Origin of the sequence: Formosa bonchosmolovskayae (assembly GCF_051016085.1) — a bacterium.
In the GTDB taxonomy this organism is placed as follows: Bacteria; Bacteroidota; Bacteroidia; order Flavobacteriales; family Flavobacteriaceae; genus Formosa.
In genome coordinates this window covers 3,496,931-3,518,079 of record NZ_CP174605.1, presented here as the reverse complement: position 1 = coordinate 3,518,079, position 21,149 = coordinate 3,496,931, and the positions used below count along the sequence as shown (strand labels likewise).

The 21,149-nt window shown below is 34.1% G+C and carries 16 protein-coding genes; 8 read left to right on the top strand and 8 right to left on the bottom strand.

Features of this window, described 5'->3' with window-relative positions:
• Positions 1-7: 7 nt before the first annotated feature.
• From gcvT to thrA, 4 genes are all read right to left on the bottom strand, one after another.
• Complete coding sequence (gene gcvT / locus ACKC83_RS15135; RefSeq protein WP_414034678.1) at positions 8-1,078, bottom strand: glycine cleavage system aminomethyltransferase GcvT; 1,071 nt, start codon at positions 1,076-1,078, stop codon at positions 8-10.
• 608 nt (positions 1,079-1,686) lie between these two features.
• Positions 1,687-2,985: a threonine synthase gene (thrC, locus tag ACKC83_RS15130; RefSeq protein ID WP_434036156.1), complete on the bottom strand. Its 1,299-nt coding sequence runs from the start codon at positions 2,983-2,985 to the stop codon at positions 1,687-1,689.
• Positions 2,986-3,025: 40 nt separating this feature from the next.
• Complete coding sequence (locus ACKC83_RS15125; RefSeq protein ID WP_414034675.1) at positions 3,026-3,949, bottom strand: homoserine kinase; 924 nt, start codon at positions 3,947-3,949, stop codon at positions 3,026-3,028.
• A 60-nt stretch (positions 3,950-4,009) separates the two neighbouring features.
• Positions 4,010-6,457 carry a bifunctional aspartate kinase/homoserine dehydrogenase I gene (thrA, locus tag ACKC83_RS15120; protein WP_434036155.1) on the bottom strand — a complete coding sequence of 816 codons (2,448 nt, stop codon included), beginning with the start codon at positions 6,455-6,457 and terminating at the stop codon, positions 4,010-4,012.
• 360 nt (positions 6,458-6,817) lie between these two features.
• Here thrA and ACKC83_RS15115 point away from each other — a divergent pair, with 360 nt between their 5' ends.
• Positions 6,818-8,377 (top strand): NAD(P)H-hydrate dehydratase, encoded by a 1,560-nt coding sequence (locus tag ACKC83_RS15115; protein WP_434036154.1) that lies wholly within the window; start codon positions 6,818-6,820, stop codon positions 8,375-8,377.
• A 114-nt stretch (positions 8,378-8,491) separates the two neighbouring features.
• Here the strand turns inward: ACKC83_RS15115 and fumC are convergent, their stop codons facing one another.
• Positions 8,492-9,889: a class II fumarate hydratase gene (gene fumC, locus ACKC83_RS15110; RefSeq protein WP_434036153.1), complete on the bottom strand. Its 1,398-nt coding sequence runs from the start codon at positions 9,887-9,889 to the stop codon at positions 8,492-8,494.
• Positions 9,890-10,062: 173 nt separating this feature from the next.
• On the opposite strand from fumC, the gene ACKC83_RS15105 reads away from it, so the two are divergent.
• Both ACKC83_RS15105 and ACKC83_RS15100 read left to right on the top strand, forming a co-directional pair.
• Positions 10,063-10,704 carry a peroxiredoxin gene (locus tag ACKC83_RS15105; RefSeq protein ID WP_434036152.1) on the top strand — a complete coding sequence of 214 codons (642 nt, stop codon included), beginning with the start codon at positions 10,063-10,065 and terminating at the stop codon, positions 10,702-10,704.
• 94 nt (positions 10,705-10,798) lie between these two features.
• Positions 10,799-10,975: a hypothetical protein gene (locus ACKC83_RS15100; RefSeq protein ID WP_414034670.1), complete on the top strand. Its 177-nt coding sequence runs from the start codon at positions 10,799-10,801 to the stop codon at positions 10,973-10,975.
• 74 nt (positions 10,976-11,049) lie between these two features.
• Here ACKC83_RS15100 and ACKC83_RS15095 read toward each other — a convergent pair whose 3' ends face one another.
• Positions 11,050-11,373, bottom strand: a complete 324-nt coding sequence (locus tag ACKC83_RS15095) for a YbaB/EbfC family nucleoid-associated protein (protein ID WP_434036151.1) — start codon at positions 11,371-11,373, stop codon at positions 11,050-11,052.
• Positions 11,374-11,456: 83 nt separating this feature from the next.
• Here ACKC83_RS15095 and ACKC83_RS15090 point away from each other — a divergent pair, with 83 nt between their 5' ends.
• From ACKC83_RS15090 to ACKC83_RS15080, 3 genes are all read left to right on the top strand, one after another.
• Positions 11,457-13,514, top strand: coding sequence for a S9 family peptidase (locus ACKC83_RS15090; RefSeq protein ID WP_434036150.1), 2,058 nt, complete (start codon positions 11,457-11,459; stop codon positions 13,512-13,514).
• Positions 13,515-13,588: 74 nt separating this feature from the next.
• On the top strand, positions 13,589-14,629 hold the full coding sequence (locus ACKC83_RS15085) for a PLP-dependent cysteine synthase family protein (RefSeq protein ID WP_414034667.1): 1,041 nt from the start codon (positions 13,589-13,591) through the stop codon (positions 14,627-14,629).
• A gap of 137 nt (positions 14,630-14,766) precedes the next feature.
• Positions 14,767-16,023 carry an aminotransferase class I/II-fold pyridoxal phosphate-dependent enzyme gene (locus ACKC83_RS15080; RefSeq protein ID WP_414034666.1) on the top strand — a complete coding sequence of 419 codons (1,257 nt, stop codon included), beginning with the start codon at positions 14,767-14,769 and terminating at the stop codon, positions 16,021-16,023.
• Between the two features lie 74 nt (positions 16,024-16,097).
• Here ACKC83_RS15080 and ACKC83_RS15075 read toward each other — a convergent pair whose 3' ends face one another.
• Positions 16,098-17,216 carry a GTP cyclohydrolase gene (locus ACKC83_RS15075; RefSeq protein ID WP_434036149.1) on the bottom strand — a complete coding sequence of 373 codons (1,119 nt, stop codon included), beginning with the start codon at positions 17,214-17,216 and terminating at the stop codon, positions 16,098-16,100.
• A 74-nt stretch (positions 17,217-17,290) separates the two neighbouring features.
• The gene (locus ACKC83_RS15070; RefSeq protein WP_434036148.1) at positions 17,291-18,301 is read right to left on the bottom strand and encodes a transporter; all 1,011 of its coding nucleotides are present in this window, start codon (positions 18,299-18,301) and stop codon (positions 17,291-17,293) included.
• A gap of 112 nt (positions 18,302-18,413) precedes the next feature.
• Here ACKC83_RS15070 and ACKC83_RS15065 point away from each other — a divergent pair, with 112 nt between their 5' ends.
• Complete coding sequence (locus ACKC83_RS15065; protein WP_414034663.1) at positions 18,414-18,692, top strand: DUF4834 family protein; 279 nt, start codon at positions 18,414-18,416, stop codon at positions 18,690-18,692.
• Positions 18,693-18,721: 29 nt separating this feature from the next.
• The gene (locus tag ACKC83_RS15060) at positions 18,722-21,142 is read left to right on the top strand and encodes a YfhO family protein (RefSeq protein WP_434036147.1); all 2,421 of its coding nucleotides are present in this window, start codon (positions 18,722-18,724) and stop codon (positions 21,140-21,142) included.
• Positions 21,143-21,149: the final 7 nt, after the last annotated feature.

Sequence of the window (21,149 nt, the reverse complement as noted above, 5' to 3'; positions counted from 1 at the left end):
TTCTATATTATCCTTTGTAAAACGGTAATTTTACAACGGTCGCAGGAATGGCTTTTTTACGAATTTGAATGTTTATTTTACCATCTACTACTGCATAGTCTTTAGGGACATAACCTAATCCAATACCAATTCCTAAAGAAGGAGACATGGTTCCAGAAGTTACAATTCCTATTTTGTTACCATCATTATCTACAATATCGTAATCGTGACGCGGAATACCACGCTCGTCTAATGTAAAGGCCACTAATTTATTTTTAACACCTTCTGTTTTTTCTGCTAATAAAGCTTCAGAATTAGTGAATGTCTTCGTGAATTTAGTAACCCAACCTAAGCCAGCTTCTAAAGGCGAGGTAGTGTCGTTTATATCATTTCCGTATAAGCAGTATCCCATTTCTAAGCGTAAGGTGTCACGTGCTGCTAGTCCGATTGGTTTTGCACCAGCTTCAACAACTTTATCCCAGATTTGTTTGGCTTCACTATTTTTACAGTAAATTTCGAAACCACCACTTCCCGTATATCCCGTAGCAGAAATAATTACATTTTCTATACCTGCAAAATCTCCAACTTCAAAAGTGTAAAACTTAATGGCAGATAAGTCATGACTTGTAAGTGGTTGCATAGCTTCAATGGCTTTAGGGCCTTGAATGGCTAATAGAGAATACTCTGCACTTAAATCGCGCATCTCTGCACCAACGTCATTTTTAGAAGAAATCCAATTCCAATCTTTCTCAATATTACTTGCATTAACCACTAAAAGGTAAGTTTCTTCCTTTAATTTATAAATTAGTAAATCGTCTACAACACCGCCATCATCGTTAGGTAAATAGCTGTATTGTGCTTTTCCAATAGTTAATTTAGTAGCATCGTTACTACTTACTTTCTGGATTAAAGCTAACGCATTTGGGCCCTCAATTAAGAATTCTCCCATATGACTGACATCAAAAATACCAACCGATTTTCTAACCGTTTCGTGCTCTATATTTACACCATCATATTGAACTGGCATATTGTATCCCGCAAAAGGAACCATTTTCGCTCCAAGAGCTTCGTGTGTAGCTGTTAATGCTGTATTTTTCATTTACTATAAAATTGATTGTTGCACAAAAGTATTGAATTTTATCTGTTTTAAACGGACTCCGAATATAAAATACAGTTAAATATAAAGGCTTAGAAAGCAATCGTTGGTGGTTATTGTAGAGACTTTAATCAGATGAAGATGTACTCTTTTGACTTTATCTTAGCTATACGAAAATGGAAATATCAATAGAGACGATAGGTGTTTCTAAACCGAGACTGACGTATGTTGCGCCAAATGAGTCTCTAAACTTTAATAGTGCGCATTCATTGGTGCTTGTAAATGAGACGGTATTAAATGTTTTAGACAGATATGTTTTTAATGGATTTAGTATCTTAAGGATAAGATTTGTCGGAGCTCATAATAATTAATCTATTTTGGAAAGCAAACGTATAACCGTAAATCCGATTTTACTATAGGTTATCGAAATGCATTTTTTATAACAGATTGTTTTCATTTCTTAGCCGAACTTCATTATTATCTTTGCAATTTATGGGAGAACAACGTTGGGGTTATTATTTAGGTTTTAAAGCAGAGTGGTGGTTATGGAAATAAAAAATGGCCATAACATCTACGGTTATGGCCATTTTTTTAAATTGAATAGGTTTTTCTTAGCGATTCAAAAGATATTGCTTTAAATCGGTATACGTACTAACTTTTATAGATTTTTTCTTCTTGTCCATTACCGCTAAAATTTGAGCTGGAAGCTCGATATTTTCAGGAATAACTTCTCCAACAACATCTAAAAATTTTGTAGGGTGTGCCGTTTCTAAACATACACAATGCGCTTCTGGATGCGATTCAATATAATTTTTTGAACCTAAATAACCTACTGCACCATGAGGATCGGCTACGTAACTATAGTCGTTATATATTTCTTTCATCGCTTCTTTTGTTTCTTCATCGGTGAAACTGTAAGAGGATAAATTGTCCTTTAAAAGATTAAAATCATTTTTATAAATCTCCTGAATTCTTACAAAGTTACTTGGGTTCCCTACATCCATAGCGTTAGAAATAGTTTGTACAGATGGTCTTACATCGTAGCTTTCAGATTCTAAATATCTAGTAACTACGTTGTTCTCGTTATTCGATGCGATATAATGTTTTATAGGCAATCCTAGTTGTTGCGCCATCATACCAGCACATACATTTCCGAAGTTTCCGCTAGGAATAGAGAATACTATATTATCGTATTTTTTATGTAGTTGCTTATAAGCAAACATAAAGTAGAACAACTGAGGTAACCATCGGGCAACATTTATAGAATTTGCCGATGTTAATTTCATATGGTCTGTTATTTCTGTATCCAAAAAGGCTTGTTTAACCATATCTTGGCAATCGTCAAACGTGCCATCAACCTCTAAAGCTGTAATGTTTTTCTTTAACGTTGTTAATTGCTTTTCTTGAATATCGCTCACTTTACCACTAGGGTAAAGTATAACCACTTTTACACCTTCTACACCTAGAAATCCATTAGCTACGGCGCCACCAGTATCTCCAGACGTTGCTACTAAAACTGTTACATCTTGTTTGGCATCATCCTTAGAAAAATGACTTAAGCAACGTGCCATAAAACGCGCACCTACATCTTTAAACGCCATGGTTGGACCGTGGAATAATTCTAAAAATGAAATGTTTTTATTTAGTTCTATAATCGGAAAATCGAAAGACAATGTTTCTTCAACTATTGCTTTTAAATCGGCTTCAGGAATTTCTGGAGACACGAATTGTTTTATCGCTTCGAAAGCAATTTCTGAATGTGAAAGTGTATCGATAGTCTCAAAAAAAGAGTCTGGTAAAGGCGTAATAGTTTCTGGAAAGTATAAACCTCTATCCGGAGCAAGTCCTTTAATTACAGCATCCCTGAACGTTGTATTGGGAGCTGTTTTGTTTAAACTAAAATAATTCATAGCGTTTTTTTTGGTTTTTGTCTTAGCTTTTTTGTTTGTATTAATTCAATATCTTCATGCCTTCAGCATTAATTTTCGATACATAAGTATCGAATTCTATAGCGCTATTGGCGTATACTTTACGTATGGCTTGTTCTACTTTCTTGGCGTTTTCAATACCTTCACAAAGCGAGAATATAGATGGACCAGATCCAGAAATACCACTTCCTAGGGCACCTGCTGTTTTTGCCGCGACTTTAACATCGTTATATAAAGGAATGAGTTTACTTCTGTGAGGCTCTACAATAGCGTCGTGTAACGATCGTTCTATTAATCCGTAATTATTTGTATGCAAACCGTGGATTAAGCTTCCTACATTTGCCCATTGCAAAATGGCATCCTTTAAAGCCACCTCTTTTGGTAAAATTGCTCGTGCTTCTGATGTTTTAATTTCTATTTGCGGATGAATAATTGTAGCGTATAAATTATTTGGTGTTGGGATTTCTAAAATCTCTAAAGGCGATACGCTTTTTACTAATGTAAAACCTCCAAATAGGGCAGGAGCAATATTATCGGCGTGTTCACTTTGGCTGGCTAAAGCTTCACCTTTCATCGCGAAATAAGATAACTCTGTGTTATTATATGGTCGTCCCAACAATACATTCATACCAAAAACACTACCTGCGGCGCTGGCAGAACTACTACCAACGCCACTTCCAGGTTTAATGTTTTTATAAATTTCAATTTCGAAACCAAAATCAGGTTTAGCGTCTTCATACATGGCAAGTGCAGATACGCCTGCCACATTTTTTTCTGCTTCGAACGGTAAATCGTAACCTTCAATTTTAGTAATAAAAATACCTTTTTTATCGGTTTTTCTAATCACCATCTCATCGCCAATACTATCTAAGCAAAAGCCTAATACGTCGAATCCGCAAGAGACATTTGCCACGGTGGCAGGCGAAAATATTCTTAATTCATTCATAAGTTCTAAAGTGAAAACTTCATTTATATCTGTAGATAAAAATTGTCTTTTGATATTAAATTAGTTGTTTCCTATGCGTATAATGTCTGCAAATAATCCAGAAGCCGTAACATCTGCTCCAGCACCAGCACCTTTAATAATCATTGGCTGTTCTGGGTAACGTTTCGTGTAAAACATAACGATATTGTCTTTTCCTTCTAAATTATAGAAAGGGTGTCCTTCTGGGATTTCTTTTAATCCAACTTTAGCTTCACCGTTATTAAATTCGGCTACATATTTTAGCTGACTGTTATTAGCTTTAGCAGAAGCATATAATTTCTGATAATGTGCTTCGTCCGCAATTAAAGTTTGGTAAAAATCGTCTACCGTATCACTTTTTACTCCAGCTTCAGATAAAAATGAGGTGTTTTCAATATCTTCTAAATCCATTTCAGTACCACTTTCTCGGGCAAGAATTAATATTTTTCTTGCAACATCTACACCACTTAAATCAATTCGAGGATCCGGTTCTGTATACCCTTCGGCGGCAGCTTGTTTTACTACATCGTAAAACTTAGTTGTATCGTTAAAGTTATTAAAGACAAAGTTTAAACTTCCTGATAATACCGCTTGAATAGAGGTTACTTTATCTCCTGAAGCTATTAAATTATTTAACGTATCAATTACCGGTAAACCTGCACCAACATTCGTTTCAAATAAGTAAGGCGCGTTATATTTAAAAGATAATTGTTTTAATTCTTTATACTTTTCTAGTTTGCTTGAACAAGCAATTTTATTACACGCTACAACCGCAATACTTTCTTTTAAGTACTTGGCATATAAATCTGCCACATCCTTATTCGCGGTAACATCTACAAAGACACTGTTACGTAAATTTAAGTTTTTAATAGATTCGTAAAACCCTTCTAATGTAGCATCTTCTCCTTCGTTTGCTAATTGTTCTTTCCAGTTTTTTAATGATAAACCTTCATCATTAAAAATCATTTTTCTAGAGTTGGATAATCCAACAACGCGAAGGTTAATTTTTAGGTTTTCTTTTAAGTATTTACGTTGTTGTTTAATTTGTTCTACCAAACGCTCTCCAACATTACCAACACCTGTGATAAACACATTAAGTTGTTTAGTGTTACCTTCAAAGAAGACCTCGTGTAAGATATTTAAAGCTTTCTTGATATCTTTTTGTGCAATGATTGCAGAAATATTACGTTCTGACGCGCCTTGTGCAATTGCTCTAATATTAATGTTGTTTTTTCCTAAAGCACTAAACATTTTACCGCTAATACCTTGATGGCTTTTCATACTATCTCCAATAAGTGCAATAATTGATAAGTTACTTTCTACAAGAATAGGGTCTATTTTATTCAGTGAAATTTCGTTTTCAAATTCTGTATCGATTGCAGATTTTGCAGAAATGGCATCTTTTTCATCAATTCCAAAACAGATAGAATGTTCTGAAGACGCTTGAGTAATTAAAATGACATTTATTTTTTCTTGTGCTAAAGTTTGGAACAAACGTCTAGAGAATCCTGGGATTCCAACCATTCCGTTTCCTTGAAGCGTAAGTAAAGCAACATTACTAATATTTGTAATACCTTTTGCGGCATTGTTTACGTTACTTCCATCTTTAGAAATTATAGTTCCAACAGCATCTGGTTCTAATGTGTTTTTAATATGAATTGGAATTTGCAGACTTAATACAGGCTGAACCGTTGGTGGGTATAGGACTTTTGCTCCAAAGTGAGATAATTCCATCGCTTCTTGATACGATAATTTATCTATAGGTAGTGCTTGTTTTACCATCTTAGGGTTTGCCGTATACATACCGCTAACATCTGTCCAGATTTCTAATTGATCTACTTTTAATGCCGCCGCAACAATGGCTGCGGTGAAGTCTGAACCCCCACGACCTAAAGTTGTAATTTCACCAGTAACCGATTTAGAAATAAATCCTGGTAAGATGGTAATATCGAATGTACTATTTTTAAAATAGTCCTGTACGTTTTTATTTGTAATGCTGTAGTTTACTTCTGCTTTTGTAAAGTTAGAATTGGTAGTTACTAATTCTTGACTGTTTTTACGTTCTGCATTTGCACCCTTACTTTTTAAAGTTTCAGCAATAATGAAAGATGATAATAATTCACCATAACTCACCAATTTATCCGATGTTTTAGGCGATAATTCGTTGATTAAGAAAATACCATCTAAAAGATTTTTTAAAGATGCTAAACGGGCTTCAACTTCTTCTAAAACAGTTTCATTATTAGACGGAATTAATTCCTTAATAATATTTAAATGAATTGTTCTTATGTTTGAAAAAGCGTCTGCGTAAGCACTGTTTTTAGACTGTGCTAATTGTCCTGCTTCTAGTAACTTATCGGTAACGCCGCCAACAGCAGAAACCACACAAATAACCTTATCTGTTTTGGCATAATTGGTTAAGATAGATACGACGTTGGTTATGTTTTTTGAGGACCCTACAGATGTTCCTCCGAATTTTAATACTTTCATTTTAAAGTAGATTGTATAAATTTAATAGCTTATTGTTTGAGTATTGTAACATAAAATTACAACTTGTATGGACGGAAGATATATAATTAATTACCCCAAGGGGTAATAATGTTTGAAATAGAAATAATGATCATAGCAATGCTACCAACGATAGTTGGTCTAGAAATTAATTGAATTGTATGTTCTGTATTTTGCATTTTCTACTACTAAACTTCTCAAATGTATTACTTTTACTGTTATAAAAAAATGTATTATAATTTTTTACAGATTATTTACTGTTACGCTTAAATCGTTTATTTAAAACCATTTTAATTCTGTTTAACTGAATAATCTTTAATGATTATTGTAAAATATTTAAGGATGAAAATTTTTTCTAAAGAACAAATCTACGAAGGTGATAGATTTACTATTCAAAAACAAAATATTAGCTATGCCGATCTCATGGAGCGCGCGGGAACAAGTCTGTTTAATTGGTTAGACGCGAGACTACAAGGTGCGCCTGTCCCTATTTTAGTATTTTGTGGTATAGGAAATAATGGCGGTGATGGGTTGGTTTTGGCCAGACATTTAATTACTCATGGTTATAATGTAAAAACGTTTATAGTTGATTTTAGCGATAAACGCTCTCAAGATTTTTTAGTTAATTACGAACGCTTAAAAGAAACTACAAAAGACTGGCCGGTATCCCTACATAAGGGTGACGATCTTCCCGTAATCTCCGATCAGGATATAATAGTAGATGCTATTTTTGGGGTGGGATTAAACCGACCAATAGCCGATTGGGTAGTTAGTTTATTTAAACATTTTAAGGCGTCTAAAGCTTTAACGGTTTCAGTAGATATTCCTTCGGGATTATTTATAGATCGTGTACCTAAACATGAAGATGAAGTGGTGCATTCTAATCTTATTTTAAGCTTTCAAACACCTAAACTGGTTTTTTTCTTACCCGAAACTTCTAAATATATAGATCAATGGGAAGCTCTTGATATCGGGATAGATCCGCAGTATCTGCAAGAAACAGAAACCGAAGCCTATATTTTAGGTAAATTAGATGTATTACCTATGTATAAGCAACGCGATAAATTTTCTCACAAAGGAAAATTTGGTCACGCCTTAATTATTGGTGGTAGTTATGGGAAAATAGGAGCAGTTCAACTAGCTAGTCGAGCCGTTTTAGCATCGGGAGCAGGATTAGTTACTGCATTTACTCCAAAATGCGGCTATATACCTTTACAAACAGCATTTCCTGAAGCTATGGTTATTACCGATGGCGATGAGGGTAAGATTACACATATTGATTTCAATATTAAACCAACACATATTGGAATAGGTGTTGGTATAGGTACAGACGAAAAAACGTTAGTGGCGTTCGAATCATTTTTAAAAGCGAATACTGTGCCTTTAGTTATAGATGCCGATGGAATAAATATACTCTCTAAAAATAAAGAGCTATTAAAGTACTTAAAGGAAGATACTATATTAACACCGCATCCTAAAGAATTAGAACGCTTAATAGGGGCGTGGGAAGACGATTTTGATAAATTAAATAAGGCCAAAGCGTTTGCCAAGAAATATAAGATACTAATACTTATTAAAGGCGCAAATTCGATAGCGGTTTATCAAGATAAATTATATATAAATTCTACTGGGAATCCAGGATTGGCGACAGCTGGAACTGGAGATGTGTTAACAGGTATTATCACAGGATTGGTGTCGCAAGGTTACACCGCGTTAGAAGCAACTTGCTTCGGGATGTATTTACATGGAAAATCTGCAGATTTAGCGATTGAATTTAAAGGCTATCAAAGTTTAATTGCCTCAGATGTAATCTCGTATCTGGGACAAGCATACCTTGATTTATTCGAACTAGCCGAAAAACCTTCGGCACCTCAGGAAGCGCAACCTAAATCTAAAAAATAAAAAGTAAAGCGAAATCTTTAACCCTTTTTTTAAGCGATAAAGTTTTATTTAGGAGGTATAAAAAATCCCATGCTTAGTAACGGCATGGGATTTTTAATTTTATGTATTGGTGGATTAAGATAAACTTCCAATCATGTCTTCTGGTTTTACCCAGGCGTCATATTCTTCAGCAGTTACATATCCTAAATTTACAGCTTCTTCTTTTAAAGTTGTACCATTTTTATGTGCTGTATTTGCAATTTCAGCAGATTTATAATAACCAATTTTAGTATTTAAAGCCGTTACAAGCATTAAAGAACTGTTTAGTAATTCCTTAATTTTTGGATAATTTGGTTCAATTCCTGCAGCACAGTGAATATCGAAACTCACACAAGCATCTCCAATTAATTGAGCCGACTGTAAGAAATTAACGGCCATAATCGGCTTAAACACGTTAAGTTCGTAATGTCCTTGAGCTCCAGCCATAGAAATAGCAACATCGTTACCAATGACTTGCGCACAAACCATAGTTAAGGCTTCACATTGCGTTGGATTAACCTTTCCTGGCATGATTGAACTTCCTGGTTCGTTTGCAGGGATAATAATTTCTCCAATACCACTTCGCGGTCCAGAAGCCATCATTCTAACATCGTTAGCGATTTTGTTTAAAGACACCGCTAATTGTTTTAAGGCGCCATGAGATTCTACAATAGCATCGTGAGCGGCTAATGCTTCAAATTTATTTTCGGCAGTAATAAGTGGTAATCCTGTAAACTCTGCAATGTAACCCGCTACATTTTCAGAATATCCTTTAGGTGTATTTAAACCTGTTCCTACAGCTGTTCCTCCTAATGCCAATTCGCTTAAATGAGGCAGTGTGTTCTCTAATGCTTTTAAACCATAACTTAACTGGGCCGCATATCCCGAAAATTCCTGACCTAAGGTAAGTGGTGTCGCATCCATTAAATGCGTACGTCCTATTTTTACAACGTTTTTAAATTCTTCCGATTTTTTTAAAAGTGTATCGCGAAGTTGAGTCACACCAGGAATTGTGGTCTCAACTATTTTCTTGTAAGCTGCAATATGCATTCCTGTTGGGAACGTATCGTTAGACGATTGAGATTTATTTACATCATCGTTAGGCTGAATGGTTTTTTCACCCTCTCCAATAACTTTACCAGCAAGTTGATGTGCTCGGTTTGCAATAACCTCGTTAGCATTCATGTTACTTTGTGTACCAGAACCCGTTTGCCAAACCACTAAAGGAAATTGATCGTCGTGTTTTCCTTCTAAAATTTCATCGCAAACTTGTCCTATTAAATCCCGTTTTTCTTCTGAAAGTACACCTAATTCACAATTTGAATAGGCCGCGGCTTTTTTCAAATATGCAAATCCATAAACAATCTCTAAAGGCATCGAAGCCGATGGTCCTATTTTAAAGTTGTTACGAGAGCGTTCTGTTTGAGCTCCCCAAAGTTTATCAGCAGGTACTTTTACCTCGCCCATGGTGTCTTTTTCTATACGATAGTCCATTTTGTTATAATTTAATGAGTAACAAATTTAACAATTTTCAACTTCTTTTTTATTCTTAATAGGTATATTTTTAATAACTAAAATTTAAGATAATCTTAAGATGAGTTTGTTGAATATCTTCTATAAACCTATTAATTTAGTAGGCATTTAATAATCACTAAATTTATACAATTATGTCAACAATACGATTAGGAGACATCACTCCAAATTTTACAGCACAATCTACAGAAGGTGAGATTAATTTTCATGAATGGTTAGGAGATAGTTGGGGGATTTTATTTTCGCATCCAGCAGATTATACACCAGTATGTACTACAGAGTTAGGTACAGTGGCTAAATATAAAGACGAATTTGATAAACGTAATGTAAAGGTTGTAGCCTTAAGTGTAGACGGATTGGAATCGCATAAGGGGTGGGTTAAGGATATAAACGAAACGCAAAACACCACTGTTAATTTTCCTATTATTGCCGATGAAGATCATAAAGTATCCGAGTTGTACGATATGATTCATCCTAATGCCAACGATAAATTAACGGTACGTTCTGTATTTGTAATAGATCCTGATAAAAAAGTAAAACTTATAATTACGTATCCCGCTTCAACGGGACGAAATTTCGATGAACTTTTACGTGTAATCGATTCGTTACAATTAACAGCATATCACCAGGTTGCGACGCCTGCTAACTGGAAAAATGGGGACGATTGTGTTGTATCACCAAGTATAGATACTAAAGATATTCCGGATGTTTTCCCAAAAGGATTTAAAGAAATTAAGCCATATTTGAGAATGACACCACAGCCGGACTCAAAATAATTTAAAAACTTTTAAGATTTATATTAAATGCTATTGTATAAAAAAAGCATTTAATCTATATTTGCGACAACTATAATTTAGAAACACACCGATTATGTTTGAATTCGACCAATATTTAGGCTTTTTAGCATTTTTAACTATTTTAACCATGGGCTTTTGGTTAATGGTATTTTTATTAACATTTGTTGTTCCTTATTGGATTGGTGGAGCTTTATTAGAACGTTTTCAAGAAATGAAAGAAGAAAAGAAAGCAAAGCGAGAAGCGCTTTAATTTCAATTTCAACATATAATAAAAGAAGGAAGCTAAATTTTAGCTTCCTTTTTTGTGTTTAATAATATTGTGAATTATTTAAACATATCCATTCCAGGAATATCTGGCATACCATCTTTCGCGGTGGCAGCTAATTCTGCATCATTTATAGAAGATGCTTTTTCAATAGCCTTATTTAAGGTTAAAATTAAATAATCTTCAAGTTCTTCTTTATCTTGAAGTAAAGACTCATCCATCTCGATAGACTTAATTTCTCTATTGGCTGTTAATGTAATTTTTAATTTCCCGTCGTTACTTTGCTCGTCAATTAAAACAGTGTTTAATCGCTTTTTCGTGTCTTCAACTTTTTGTTGGGTTTCTTTTAGTTTTCCCATCATACCCATTAGGTCTCCAAACATATTTTTAATATTTTAAAATTCCATACAAAATTATTTAATTTTTATACTTTTGACAGTTAAAATCAAGAATAAATTATAATCATTTGAAAAAAGATATTCAACCTCCAATAGCTAAAAAAAATCCAAAAGAATTAATGGTTCACAACGATGTCAGAATCGATAATTATTTTTGGCTAAATGATAGAGAAGATGAAGAGGTTATTGCATATTTGAATGCAGAAAATGAGTATACCAAACATAAAATGGCTCATACAGAACAATTTCAAAAGGATTTGTTTGAAGAAATGAAGTCAAGAATTAAGGAAGACGACGAGTCTGTGCCTTATAAATTAAACGGCTATTGGTATATTACCCGTTACGAAATAGGTAAGGATTATCCAGTATACACACGTAAGAAAGGTACGTTAGAGGCCGAAGAAGAGATTTTATTCGATTGTAATGAAATGGCTAAAGGTTTTAGCTATTTTAAGTTGGGAGGCATTTCTATTAGTGAAGACAACACGCTGGTCGCTTTTTCGACAGACACAGTGAGTAGACGACAATATACACTTCAAGTTAAAAACTTAATTACAGGCGAAGTGTATGAAGATAAAATTCTAAATACAACTGGAAGTGCCACTTGGGCAAACGATAATAAAACTATTTTTTACACGCGTAAAGATGAAGTTACGTTGCGTTCGGACAAAGTATACAAGCATAAATTACATGACAATATAGAGGATGTGCAGGTTTTTCATGAAGATGACGAAACCTATAACACCTTCGTATATAAAACAAAATCGAATAAATTCATTGTCATCGGTTCTGCGAGTACATTAACATCGGAATATCGTTTTGTAAACGCCGATACGCCTGACCATGAGTTTAAAATCTTTCAAGAGCGTATTCGAGAACTAGATTATGCGATTGCACATTATAAGGATAGTTTTTATGTGATTACCAATGCCGATGGTGCAACCAATTTTAAGCTTTCAAAAACCAACGAAATTCAAACTGAGATAGCGTATTGGGAAGAGGTGTTACCACATCGTAAAGATGTGCTTTTAGAAGATATAGAAATTTTTAAGGATTATCTTGTTGTTAGCGAGCGAGAAAACGGATTAAACAATATTCGTATTATAAGCTGGGATGGAACAGAAGATTATTACTTACCATTCGATAGTGAAACCTACACGGCTAATACAGGAAATAACCCTGATTTTGATAGCGATGTTTTACGTTATAGTTATAATTCGTTAACCACACCGAGTTCGGTTATCGATTATAATTTTAAAACAAAGGAGAAGGACGTTAAAAAAGAGCAACAAGTTTTAGGCGGTACATTCGATAAGGATAATTATACGTCCGATCGTGTTTGGGCTACGGCTCGCGACGGCGTAAAAGTACCTGTTACACTAGTGCATAAAAAGGGTTTAGAAATGAATGGCGAAAATCCGTTGCTACTATACGCATATGGTTCTTATGGCTCTACAATAGATCCTTACTTTTGTACGATCCGTTTAAGTTTATTAGATCGAGGTTTTATCTATGCCATTGCTCATATTAGAGGAGGGGAATATTTAGGTAGAGATTGGTACGAAAACGGAAAGCTTTTAACTAAGTTAAATACGTTTCACGACTTTATAGATTGTACTAAACATTTAATAAGCGAAAAGTATACGTCCGAGAAGCATATGTATGCTTATGGTGGCTCTGCTGGAGGTTTATTAATGGGAGCAATTGTAAATATGAACCCAGAATTGTATCATGGGGTTTTGGCAGCCGTTCCTTTTGTAGATGTAGTAACAACTATGTTAGATGACACCATTCCGTTAACCACCGGAGAGTACGACGAGTGGGGAAATCCAAATGAAGAAGCGTATTATAATTATATGAAATCGTATTCTCCTTACGATAATGTCACTGCACAAACCTATCCTAATATGTTAGTTACAACAGGTTTACACGATTCTCAGGTGCAATATTGGGAACCCGCAAAATGGGTGGCGAAATTGAGAGATCTTAAAACAGATGAAAACTTACTGTTATTTCAAACGGATATGGAAGCAGGACACGGAGGTGCTTCTGGCCGATTTGAGAGTTTAAAAGAAGTGGCTTTAGAATATGTGTTTTTGTTGGAATTGGAAGGGATTACTTCATAAGTAAAAAAAAATGCTTATTTTTGTCAGGTTTTAGTTATTTCGATCAATGAGAAAGTAGCTTTTAAATAGTATTTATGGAACATAAAAATCAAGTTTTTGATAACGTATTGGATTTAGTGGGAAATACTCCTTTAATTAAACTAAATAAAATTACGTCTCAAATCAATGGTGATTTTTATGCAAAAGTAGAAGCTTTTAATCCGGGACATTCCTCTAAAGACAGAATAGCTTTATATATTATAGAGCAAGCTGAAAAGCAAGGTTTATTAAAACCAGGTGATACTATTATAGAAACTACTTCAGGTAATACAGGATTTAGTATTGCTATGGTAAGTATCATTAAAGGATACGATTGTATTTTAGCGGTAAGTTCTAAATCTTCTGCAGATAAAATAGATATGCTAAGAACAATGGGGGCTAAAGTTTATGTTTGTCCAGCAAATGTAAGTGCAGACGACCCTAGATCGTATTACGAGGTTGCTAAACGATTGCATGACGAAATAAAGGGTTCTGTTTATATAAATCAGTACTTTAATCAATTAAATATTGATGCGCACTATTTGTCTACCGGACCTGAAATTTGGAAACAAACAGAGGGTAAGATTACACATTTAGTAGCTTGTAGTGGTACTGGAGGCACCATTTCAGGAACAGCAAAGTATTTAAAAGAACAGAATCCAAACATAAAAATATTAGGTGTAGACGCTTTTGGCTCGGTATTGAAAAAATTTCATGAAACACAGGTGTTCGATGAAAAGGAAATTTATCCATATCGTATAGAAGGTCTAGGGAAAAACTTAATACCAACAGCTACAGACTTTGATATTATAGATGAGTTTGTAAAAGTAACAGACGAAGAAAGTGCACATACAGCAAGACGTATTGCTAAATGTGAAGGCTTATTTGTAGGATATACATCTGGTGCCGCAATGCAGGCTGTATTGCAATTAGGGAAGGCTAAAAAGTTTTCTGAAAGTGATGTTGTAGTGGTGATTTTTCCAGATCATGGTTCGCGTTACATGAGTAAGATTTATAGTGATAAATGGATGAATGAACAAGGCTTTTTTGACAGCGTTAATGTCGAGGCTGTTCAGGGAATTCAATATATAAAATAATGGTAGCGAAGCACAATGTTTTCAATTGAGAAACGTTGTGCTTTGTTACTAAGTTTGTTAACAAGAGGTTGCGAAAATATTATGCTATAATGGCATAAAAAGCTATTTTTGCACCAAAATTTAGATTAATAGCTTACATGAAAGATTTATTTGAAAAAATATATAAGGATAAAGGACCTTTAGGAAAATGGGCATCTCAAGCAGAAGGATATTTTGTGTTTCCAAAAATAGAAGGGCAAATATCTAACAGAATGAAATTCCAAGGTAAGGATGTAATTACATGGAGTATAAATGATTACTTAGGGTTGGCAAATCATCCTGAAGTGAGAAAAGCAGATGCGGAAGCAGGAATCGCTTATGGTTCGGCTTATCCTATGGGTGCAAGAATGATGTCGGGGCACACAGATCTTCATGAAAAATTACAAAATGAGCTGGCTGAATTTGTAAGTAAAGAAGCGGCGTATTTATTAAACTTTGGTTACCAAGGTATGGTGTCTACCATAGATGCATTGGTATCTAAAGACGATGTTATTGTTTACGATGTAGATGCTCATGCATGTATTATAGACGGTGTACGTTTACATATGGGTAAACGTTTTACGTATAAACATAACGATATTGAAAGTCTTGAAAAAAATCTTGAGCGTGCTACGAAAATGGCAGAACATACCGGAGGAGGAATTTTAGTGATTTCTGAAGGTGTTTTTGGTATGCGTGGAGAACAAGGTCGTTTAAAAGAAATTGTTGCTTTAAAAGAAAAATATGACTTCAGATTCTTAGTCGATGATGCTCACGGATTTGGTACTCTAGGTAAAACTGGTGCTGGAGCAGGTGAGGAGCAAGGCGTACAAGATGGTATTGATGTGTATTTTGCAACGTTTGCTAAATCTTTAGCGAGTACTGGAGCATTTATTGCGGCAGATAAAGAGATTATAGATTATTTAAAATATAATTTACGTTCTCAAATGTTTGCTAAATCATTGCAAATGCAATTGGTAGCAGGTGCTTTAAAGCGTTTAGAAATGCTTAAAACTATGCCTGAGCTTAAAGCTAAGCTGTGGGAAAATACCAATGCTTTACAGTCTGGATTAAAATCTCGTGGTTTCGATATTGGTACAACGCAAAGTTGTGTAACACCTGTTTACTTAAAAGGTAGTATTCCTGAAGCTATGGCTTTAGTGAAAGATTTACGTGAAAATTATGGAATTTTCTGTTCCATAGTAGTATATCCTGTAATACCAAAAGGATTAATTTTATTAAGATTAATACCTACTGCAACACACGATATTCAAGATGTAAATGAAACATTAGACGCGTTTGAAGCAATTCGTTCTCGTTTAGAAAATGGAACATACAAACGATTATCTGCAGCTGTTTCTGCGGCGATGGAATAGATAATGTATTTGAATAAAATGATAATAAAAAAAATCCGAAACTTTTAAAGTTTCGGATTTTTTATGTTTTATAATTACACCAAGTCTTTACGAAAAGTTTTTCTTCGCTTATAGGTTGTCGCATCAAAATGTTTCCAAATTTGATGTGAAGCAAAATTTTCTTCTAGTTCAGGAGTTCTAATACAATTTATAACTCCCATAGGTTTTAACGTTTCGTAATATTCATTAAATATAATAGCTGTAACGCCTTTGTTTTTATATTTAGGTTCTACGCCAATAAGATAAAAAGAAACCGTTTTACATTCTTTCTTTGCTTTCAGTAAATGATAAAATCCAATAGGGAATAACTTTCCATTTGCTTTTTGAAGTGCTTCGGCGAATGAAGGCATTACGACTGCAAAGGCAACCATATTATCGTCTTCATCCATTACGAATTTTATAAACTCCGGGTTTATAAACGAAATAAATTTCTTTTTAAAATATGCTTTTTGGACTTCTGTAATTTCAACAAAAGACGATAATTCTGAGTAACTCTTATTAAATAAATCAAACATCTGATCGACGTAAGGCATCAAGTCTTTTGTTTTAGTAAAATTAAGCGGACGTAAACCGTAGCGTTTTTTTACCAAATTATTTATACGATAAAAGTGTTCTGGTTTTACATTAGAAAATGGAAATATATTTTCTTGATATTCTTTTTCTTGAACCATCCCTAGACTTAGAAAATGCTCGACATAATACGGATAATTATACCAAGTTACCATCGAACCAATATGGTCGTAACCTTCGGTTAAAGCGCCAACTTTATCCAAGTTAGAAAAGCCAATAGGGCCTTCCATGTATTCCAAATTGTTTTGTTTTCCTATGTGGTTGGCCTTATTAAGTAAAGCTTTGGTGACTTCAATATCATCAATGGTGTCAAACCAACCAAAACGGACTTTATTATGAGATTGTTTAAGATCTAATTTGTTTATGATTACTGCAATTCTACCAACAATTTTGTTGTTTTTATAGGCTAAAAACAAATTGGCATCGGCATCCATGAAAACAGGATTGGTTTCTTTGTTAAAAACCTCCATTTCTTCCGAAATAATTGGAGGAACCCAATATGGAGAACCTTTGTAAAGTTCAAATGGAAATTTTACAAAAGCCTTAAGTTCTTTTTTTGTTAATACTTCTTTTAGTGTAATCATTTAATGATTTCTAGTATTCAGTTAATTTTGTGTAGCGTGAAATGTTTATCGGTTAGAATAAAACAAATGCTATTTTAATTATCCATTTTATATTCGGTTGGAGCGCTATCTAAATCTTCACCAAATTTATAATATTCGCTTTCCGTGTTCTTGTTTTTTCCTTGGTTTTTATTTGTTGGAAAACCATTAGACGCTTCAATTTCTTTGTCTTTATGTAAGTCTATTCTGTAAGACGCACCAAAATTTAAGCCAAATACGGTAGGTGTATCTTTTACATTAAAGGTAACAGCGGTGTCTAATTGCAGGTTCTTACTTACTAAATAAGCGCCACCTAATCGAAATAAATCATCTGCATAAAAATTACTTTTTATACCTTGATATTCTCCAAAAGCCACCCATTTTTTACCAAAACTATGCGTTAAAGTAAAAATATACTGAAGGTCCGAGGCATCTTGATCGCTAGAGTCTTTCATGCCTATTCTATTCTTAGATAAGTTCATAATTAAAACCCAACCACTCACAAAATTATGTTGTGTCATAATCTCAATTTTAGGACTAAATCCTTCAATACCTTGTGGTGTAAATGGATTAAGTTCTGTATCGTAATTTGCACCGGCATATATAGAGACTGCAGGAATTAATTTACTCCATTTAAAACTATGGTTTGCTTTCCAGCTGTAAAGATTTGGTTTCTCTAAGTGTGCATTTTTGTACGGATCGTAAAGTAAATATTTGGCACCTACAGATAACGTTTTAAAATTAGAACGGGAATATTCGTCTTCTATAGAAGAGCGATTATCTGTATAAGTGTCTGCTTGAAACGTTCCGTCTACGATAAGTTCTAACTGCTCCCAAATTAAACCATAACGGCCAGCAAAATCTACGCCACCACCACTAGTTTCATATTGTAGCGGAACATGGTTTTCTTTACTATAATAAGGACCAGCTTCAAATTGTATCACATTAACCCCAACGGCATATGCACTTTTAGATACTCCGGGCCTATTGGAATTAATAACATCTGTATATTGTCCGAAGACAAATGCAGGAATGGCACAAATAATTAAGGCTAAATAGGTTTTCATGGATTAAGTCGTTTGCGATCTAGCCTCCAAAGATAGAGATTTTATATTTTTTTTATCAATTTACAATTCATTTTAAAATATAAGAATTGTATTTTTGCTTAAAATACTAACTATGCTTCAATACGCCTCGGCAACAGGTTTAATGAGAACGATATTAATAATTTTACTAATTTGGTTTGGTGGGAAGATTCTTTTAAGATTATTCGCTCCTGTAATTATGCAATTTTTCGTGAAAAAGGCGGAAGAAAAATTCGGTTCACAATTTAATGCTAACCAACAAAAGCGTCAACAAGCTCCACCAGAGGGAGAAGTTGTAATAGATAAAATACCAAAACAAGAAACTTCAAATAAAAATGTAGGTGAATATGTAGATTACGAAGAAATTGATTAATTTTCGGAATCTAAGTTTAACACATTTTCATGTCATTTTCAGTTAAGAAACTACTACCACATTTTTTAGTACTTATAGGTTTTGTAATTATTTCGTTAGCCTATTTTAGTCCCGTTTTAAAAGGAAAAGAAATTTTTCAGAGCGACATCATGCATTATATTGGGATGTCTAAACAGCAAAAGGATTTTAAGGCCCAAACGGGAGAAGAAACCTATTGGACCAATAGTGCTTTTGGTGGAATGCCAACGTATCAGCTTGGTGCAAAATATCCGCATAACTACATTAAAAAATTAGATTTAACGATTCGGTTTTTACCAAGACCGGCCGACTATCTGTTTCTATATCTTATAGGGTTTTACATTTTGCTTCTGACTTTAAAAGTCGATTTTAAACTCGCGGCTTTAGGAGCCTTGGCATTTGGTTTTTCTACCTATTTAATTATTATACTAGGCGTGGGGCATAATAGTAAAGCACACGCTATTGCATATATGCCTTTAGTTTTAAGTGGTATTTTACTCACCTTTCAACGCAAATATATTGCAGGATTTCTATTAACCACAGTGGCGATGGGATTAGAATTGGTGGCTAATCACTATCAAATGACTTATTATTTAATGCTATTAGTCTTAATTTTAGGCGTTGCCTATTTAGTAGATGCGTATCAGAAAAAAGAATTACCAGAGTTTTTTAAAGCTGTAGGTATTTTGTTGGTAGCCGTTATTTTGTCTATCGGATTAAATGCAACCAATATTTTAGCAACTCAGGAATATGTTAAAGAAAGTACACGAGGCCAGAGCGAATTAACTATAAATGCAGATGGTTCGCCAAAAGCGGTATCTACAGGATTAGATAAAGATTATATTACAGAATATAGTTACGGAAAATTAGAAGCCTTAAACCTTTTTATCCCTCGAATATTTGGAGGTGGAAGTCATGAAGATGTTGGGACAGATTCCGAATACTATCAATTTAACTTAAAACGTGGAGCAACACCTGTTCAGGCTAGGGATATTGTTAAGCAAACACCAACATATTGGGGAATTCAGCCTATTGTTGAAGCGCCTGCCTATGTAGGTGCGGTAATATTATTTTTATTTGTTCTTGGATTATTCTTGGTTAAAGGGCGTTTAAAATGGTGGTTAGTTGGAGGAACGGTGTTGTCATTATTATTATCGTTTGGAAAAAATTTCGGTCTGTTAACAGATTTATTTATCGATTATGTACCGATGTATAATAAGTTCAGGGCAGTAAGTTCCATACAAGTGATATTAGAATTGTGTGTTCCCGTTTTAGGAGTATTCGGATTGGTAAAACTTTTTAAACCTACCGTTTCCGAAGAAGAGAAATTTAATGGGTTAAAATATGCTGTAGGAATTACAGCAGGATTAGCCGTACTATTACTATTGGCTAAATCGACATTATTCGATTTTGTAGGAGGAAACGATGGGTATTATGCTCAGAATTACGGACAAGAATTTATTGATGCCATTCGTGCAGATCGCGCATCTATGTTTACGAGTGATACATTAAGAACATTAATTTTTGTATTACTTTCTGGAGGTGTAATCTTTCTATTTTTAAAGAAAAAATTATCAGAAACACTTGTTGTTGTGTGTTTTGCTGTCTTAATTTTATTTGATTTAATTGGTGTGGATAGACGTTATGTGAATAACGACGACTTTAAATCGGCTTCCCAAATTAATAAACCATTTCAAGCAAATAGTGCAGATTTACAGATATTGAAAGATACTGCACATTTTAGAGTATTCGATGTAACGTCTGGCGCGGCCAGAGCTTCTTATTTTCATAATTCTTTAAATGGTTATCACGCGGCCAAACTAGGACGATACAACGAAGTATTCGATTTTTATATTTCTAAAAATAATATCAATGTGTTAAATATGTTAAACACAAAATATATTATTGCTCAAGATGAAAAAGGAAGTTACTTCCCTTACGAAAATACCGATGCAAACGGCAATGCGTGGTTTGTTAATCGAGTGGAAACCGTGGATTCTGCCAATGAAGAGATTCAGAAATTAGACAGTTTAAATACAAAACATGTTGCAGTCTCTACATCAAAATCGATTAAATATACTACAAACGTCATAGATTCCACTGCTTCTATTCAAGCTATAGAGTATAAACCGAACTATATTAAGTATAAATCGAATAACACTCAAAATGGTTTTGCAGTATTTTCAGAAATATACTATTCCGAAGGTTGGAATGCGTATATTGATAATACTTTAGTACCACATGAGCGTGTGAATTATATATTGCGCGGTTTGGATATTCCGGCAGGAGATCATGTTATAGAATTTAAATTTGAACCCGCTGTTATTAAAAAAGGGAGCACAATTGCACTTGCAAGTTCTGTTGTATTAGGTATTCTAATTGTATTGGGATTATTTTTCGGATTGAAAAATAGGTCTACCAAAGTAGATTAAGTTTTTA

Bases quoted from the DNA above. Each gene is read 5' to 3' on its own strand.
- ACKC83_RS15095 (WP_434036151.1), bottom strand. From the start codon at position 11,373: ATGTTTGGAGACCTAATGGGTATGATGGGAAAACTAAAAGAAACCCAA.
- ACKC83_RS15075 (WP_434036149.1), bottom strand. From the start codon at position 17,216: ATGATTACACTAAAAGAAGTATTAACAAAAAAAGAACTTAAGGCTTTT.
- ACKC83_RS15115 (WP_434036154.1), top strand. From the start codon at position 6,818: ATGAAAATTTTTTCTAAAGAACAAATCTACGAAGGTGATAGATTTACT.
- ACKC83_RS15100 (WP_414034670.1), top strand. From the start codon at position 10,799: ATGTTTGAATTCGACCAATATTTAGGCTTTTTAGCATTTTTAACTATT.
- ACKC83_RS15105 (WP_434036152.1), top strand. From the start codon at position 10,063: ATGTCAACAATACGATTAGGAGACATCACTCCAAATTTTACAGCACAA.
- ACKC83_RS15070 (WP_434036148.1), bottom strand. From the start codon at position 18,301: ATGAAAACCTATTTAGCCTTAATTATTTGTGCCATTCCTGCATTTGTC.
- thrA (WP_434036155.1), bottom strand. From the start codon at position 6,457: ATGAAAGTATTAAAATTCGGAGGAACATCTGTAGGGTCCTCAAAAAAC.
- ACKC83_RS15125 (WP_414034675.1), bottom strand. From the start codon at position 3,949: ATGAATGAATTAAGAATATTTTCGCCTGCCACCGTGGCAAATGTCTCT.
- ACKC83_RS15065 (WP_414034663.1), top strand. From the start codon at position 18,414: ATGCTTCAATACGCCTCGGCAACAGGTTTAATGAGAACGATATTAATA.
- ACKC83_RS15060 (WP_434036147.1), top strand. From the start codon at position 18,722: ATGTCATTTTCAGTTAAGAAACTACTACCACATTTTTTAGTACTTATA.
- thrC (WP_434036156.1), bottom strand. From the start codon at position 2,985: ATGAATTATTTTAGTTTAAACAAAACAGCTCCCAATACAACGTTCAGG.
- gcvT (WP_414034678.1), bottom strand. From the start codon at position 1,078: ATGAAAAATACAGCATTAACAGCTACACACGAAGCTCTTGGAGCGAAA.
- ACKC83_RS15080 (WP_414034666.1), top strand. From the start codon at position 14,767: ATGAAAGATTTATTTGAAAAAATATATAAGGATAAAGGACCTTTAGGA.
- fumC (WP_434036153.1), bottom strand. From the start codon at position 9,889: ATGGACTATCGTATAGAAAAAGACACCATGGGCGAGGTAAAAGTACCT.
- ACKC83_RS15085 (WP_414034667.1), top strand. From the start codon at position 13,589: ATGGAACATAAAAATCAAGTTTTTGATAACGTATTGGATTTAGTGGGA.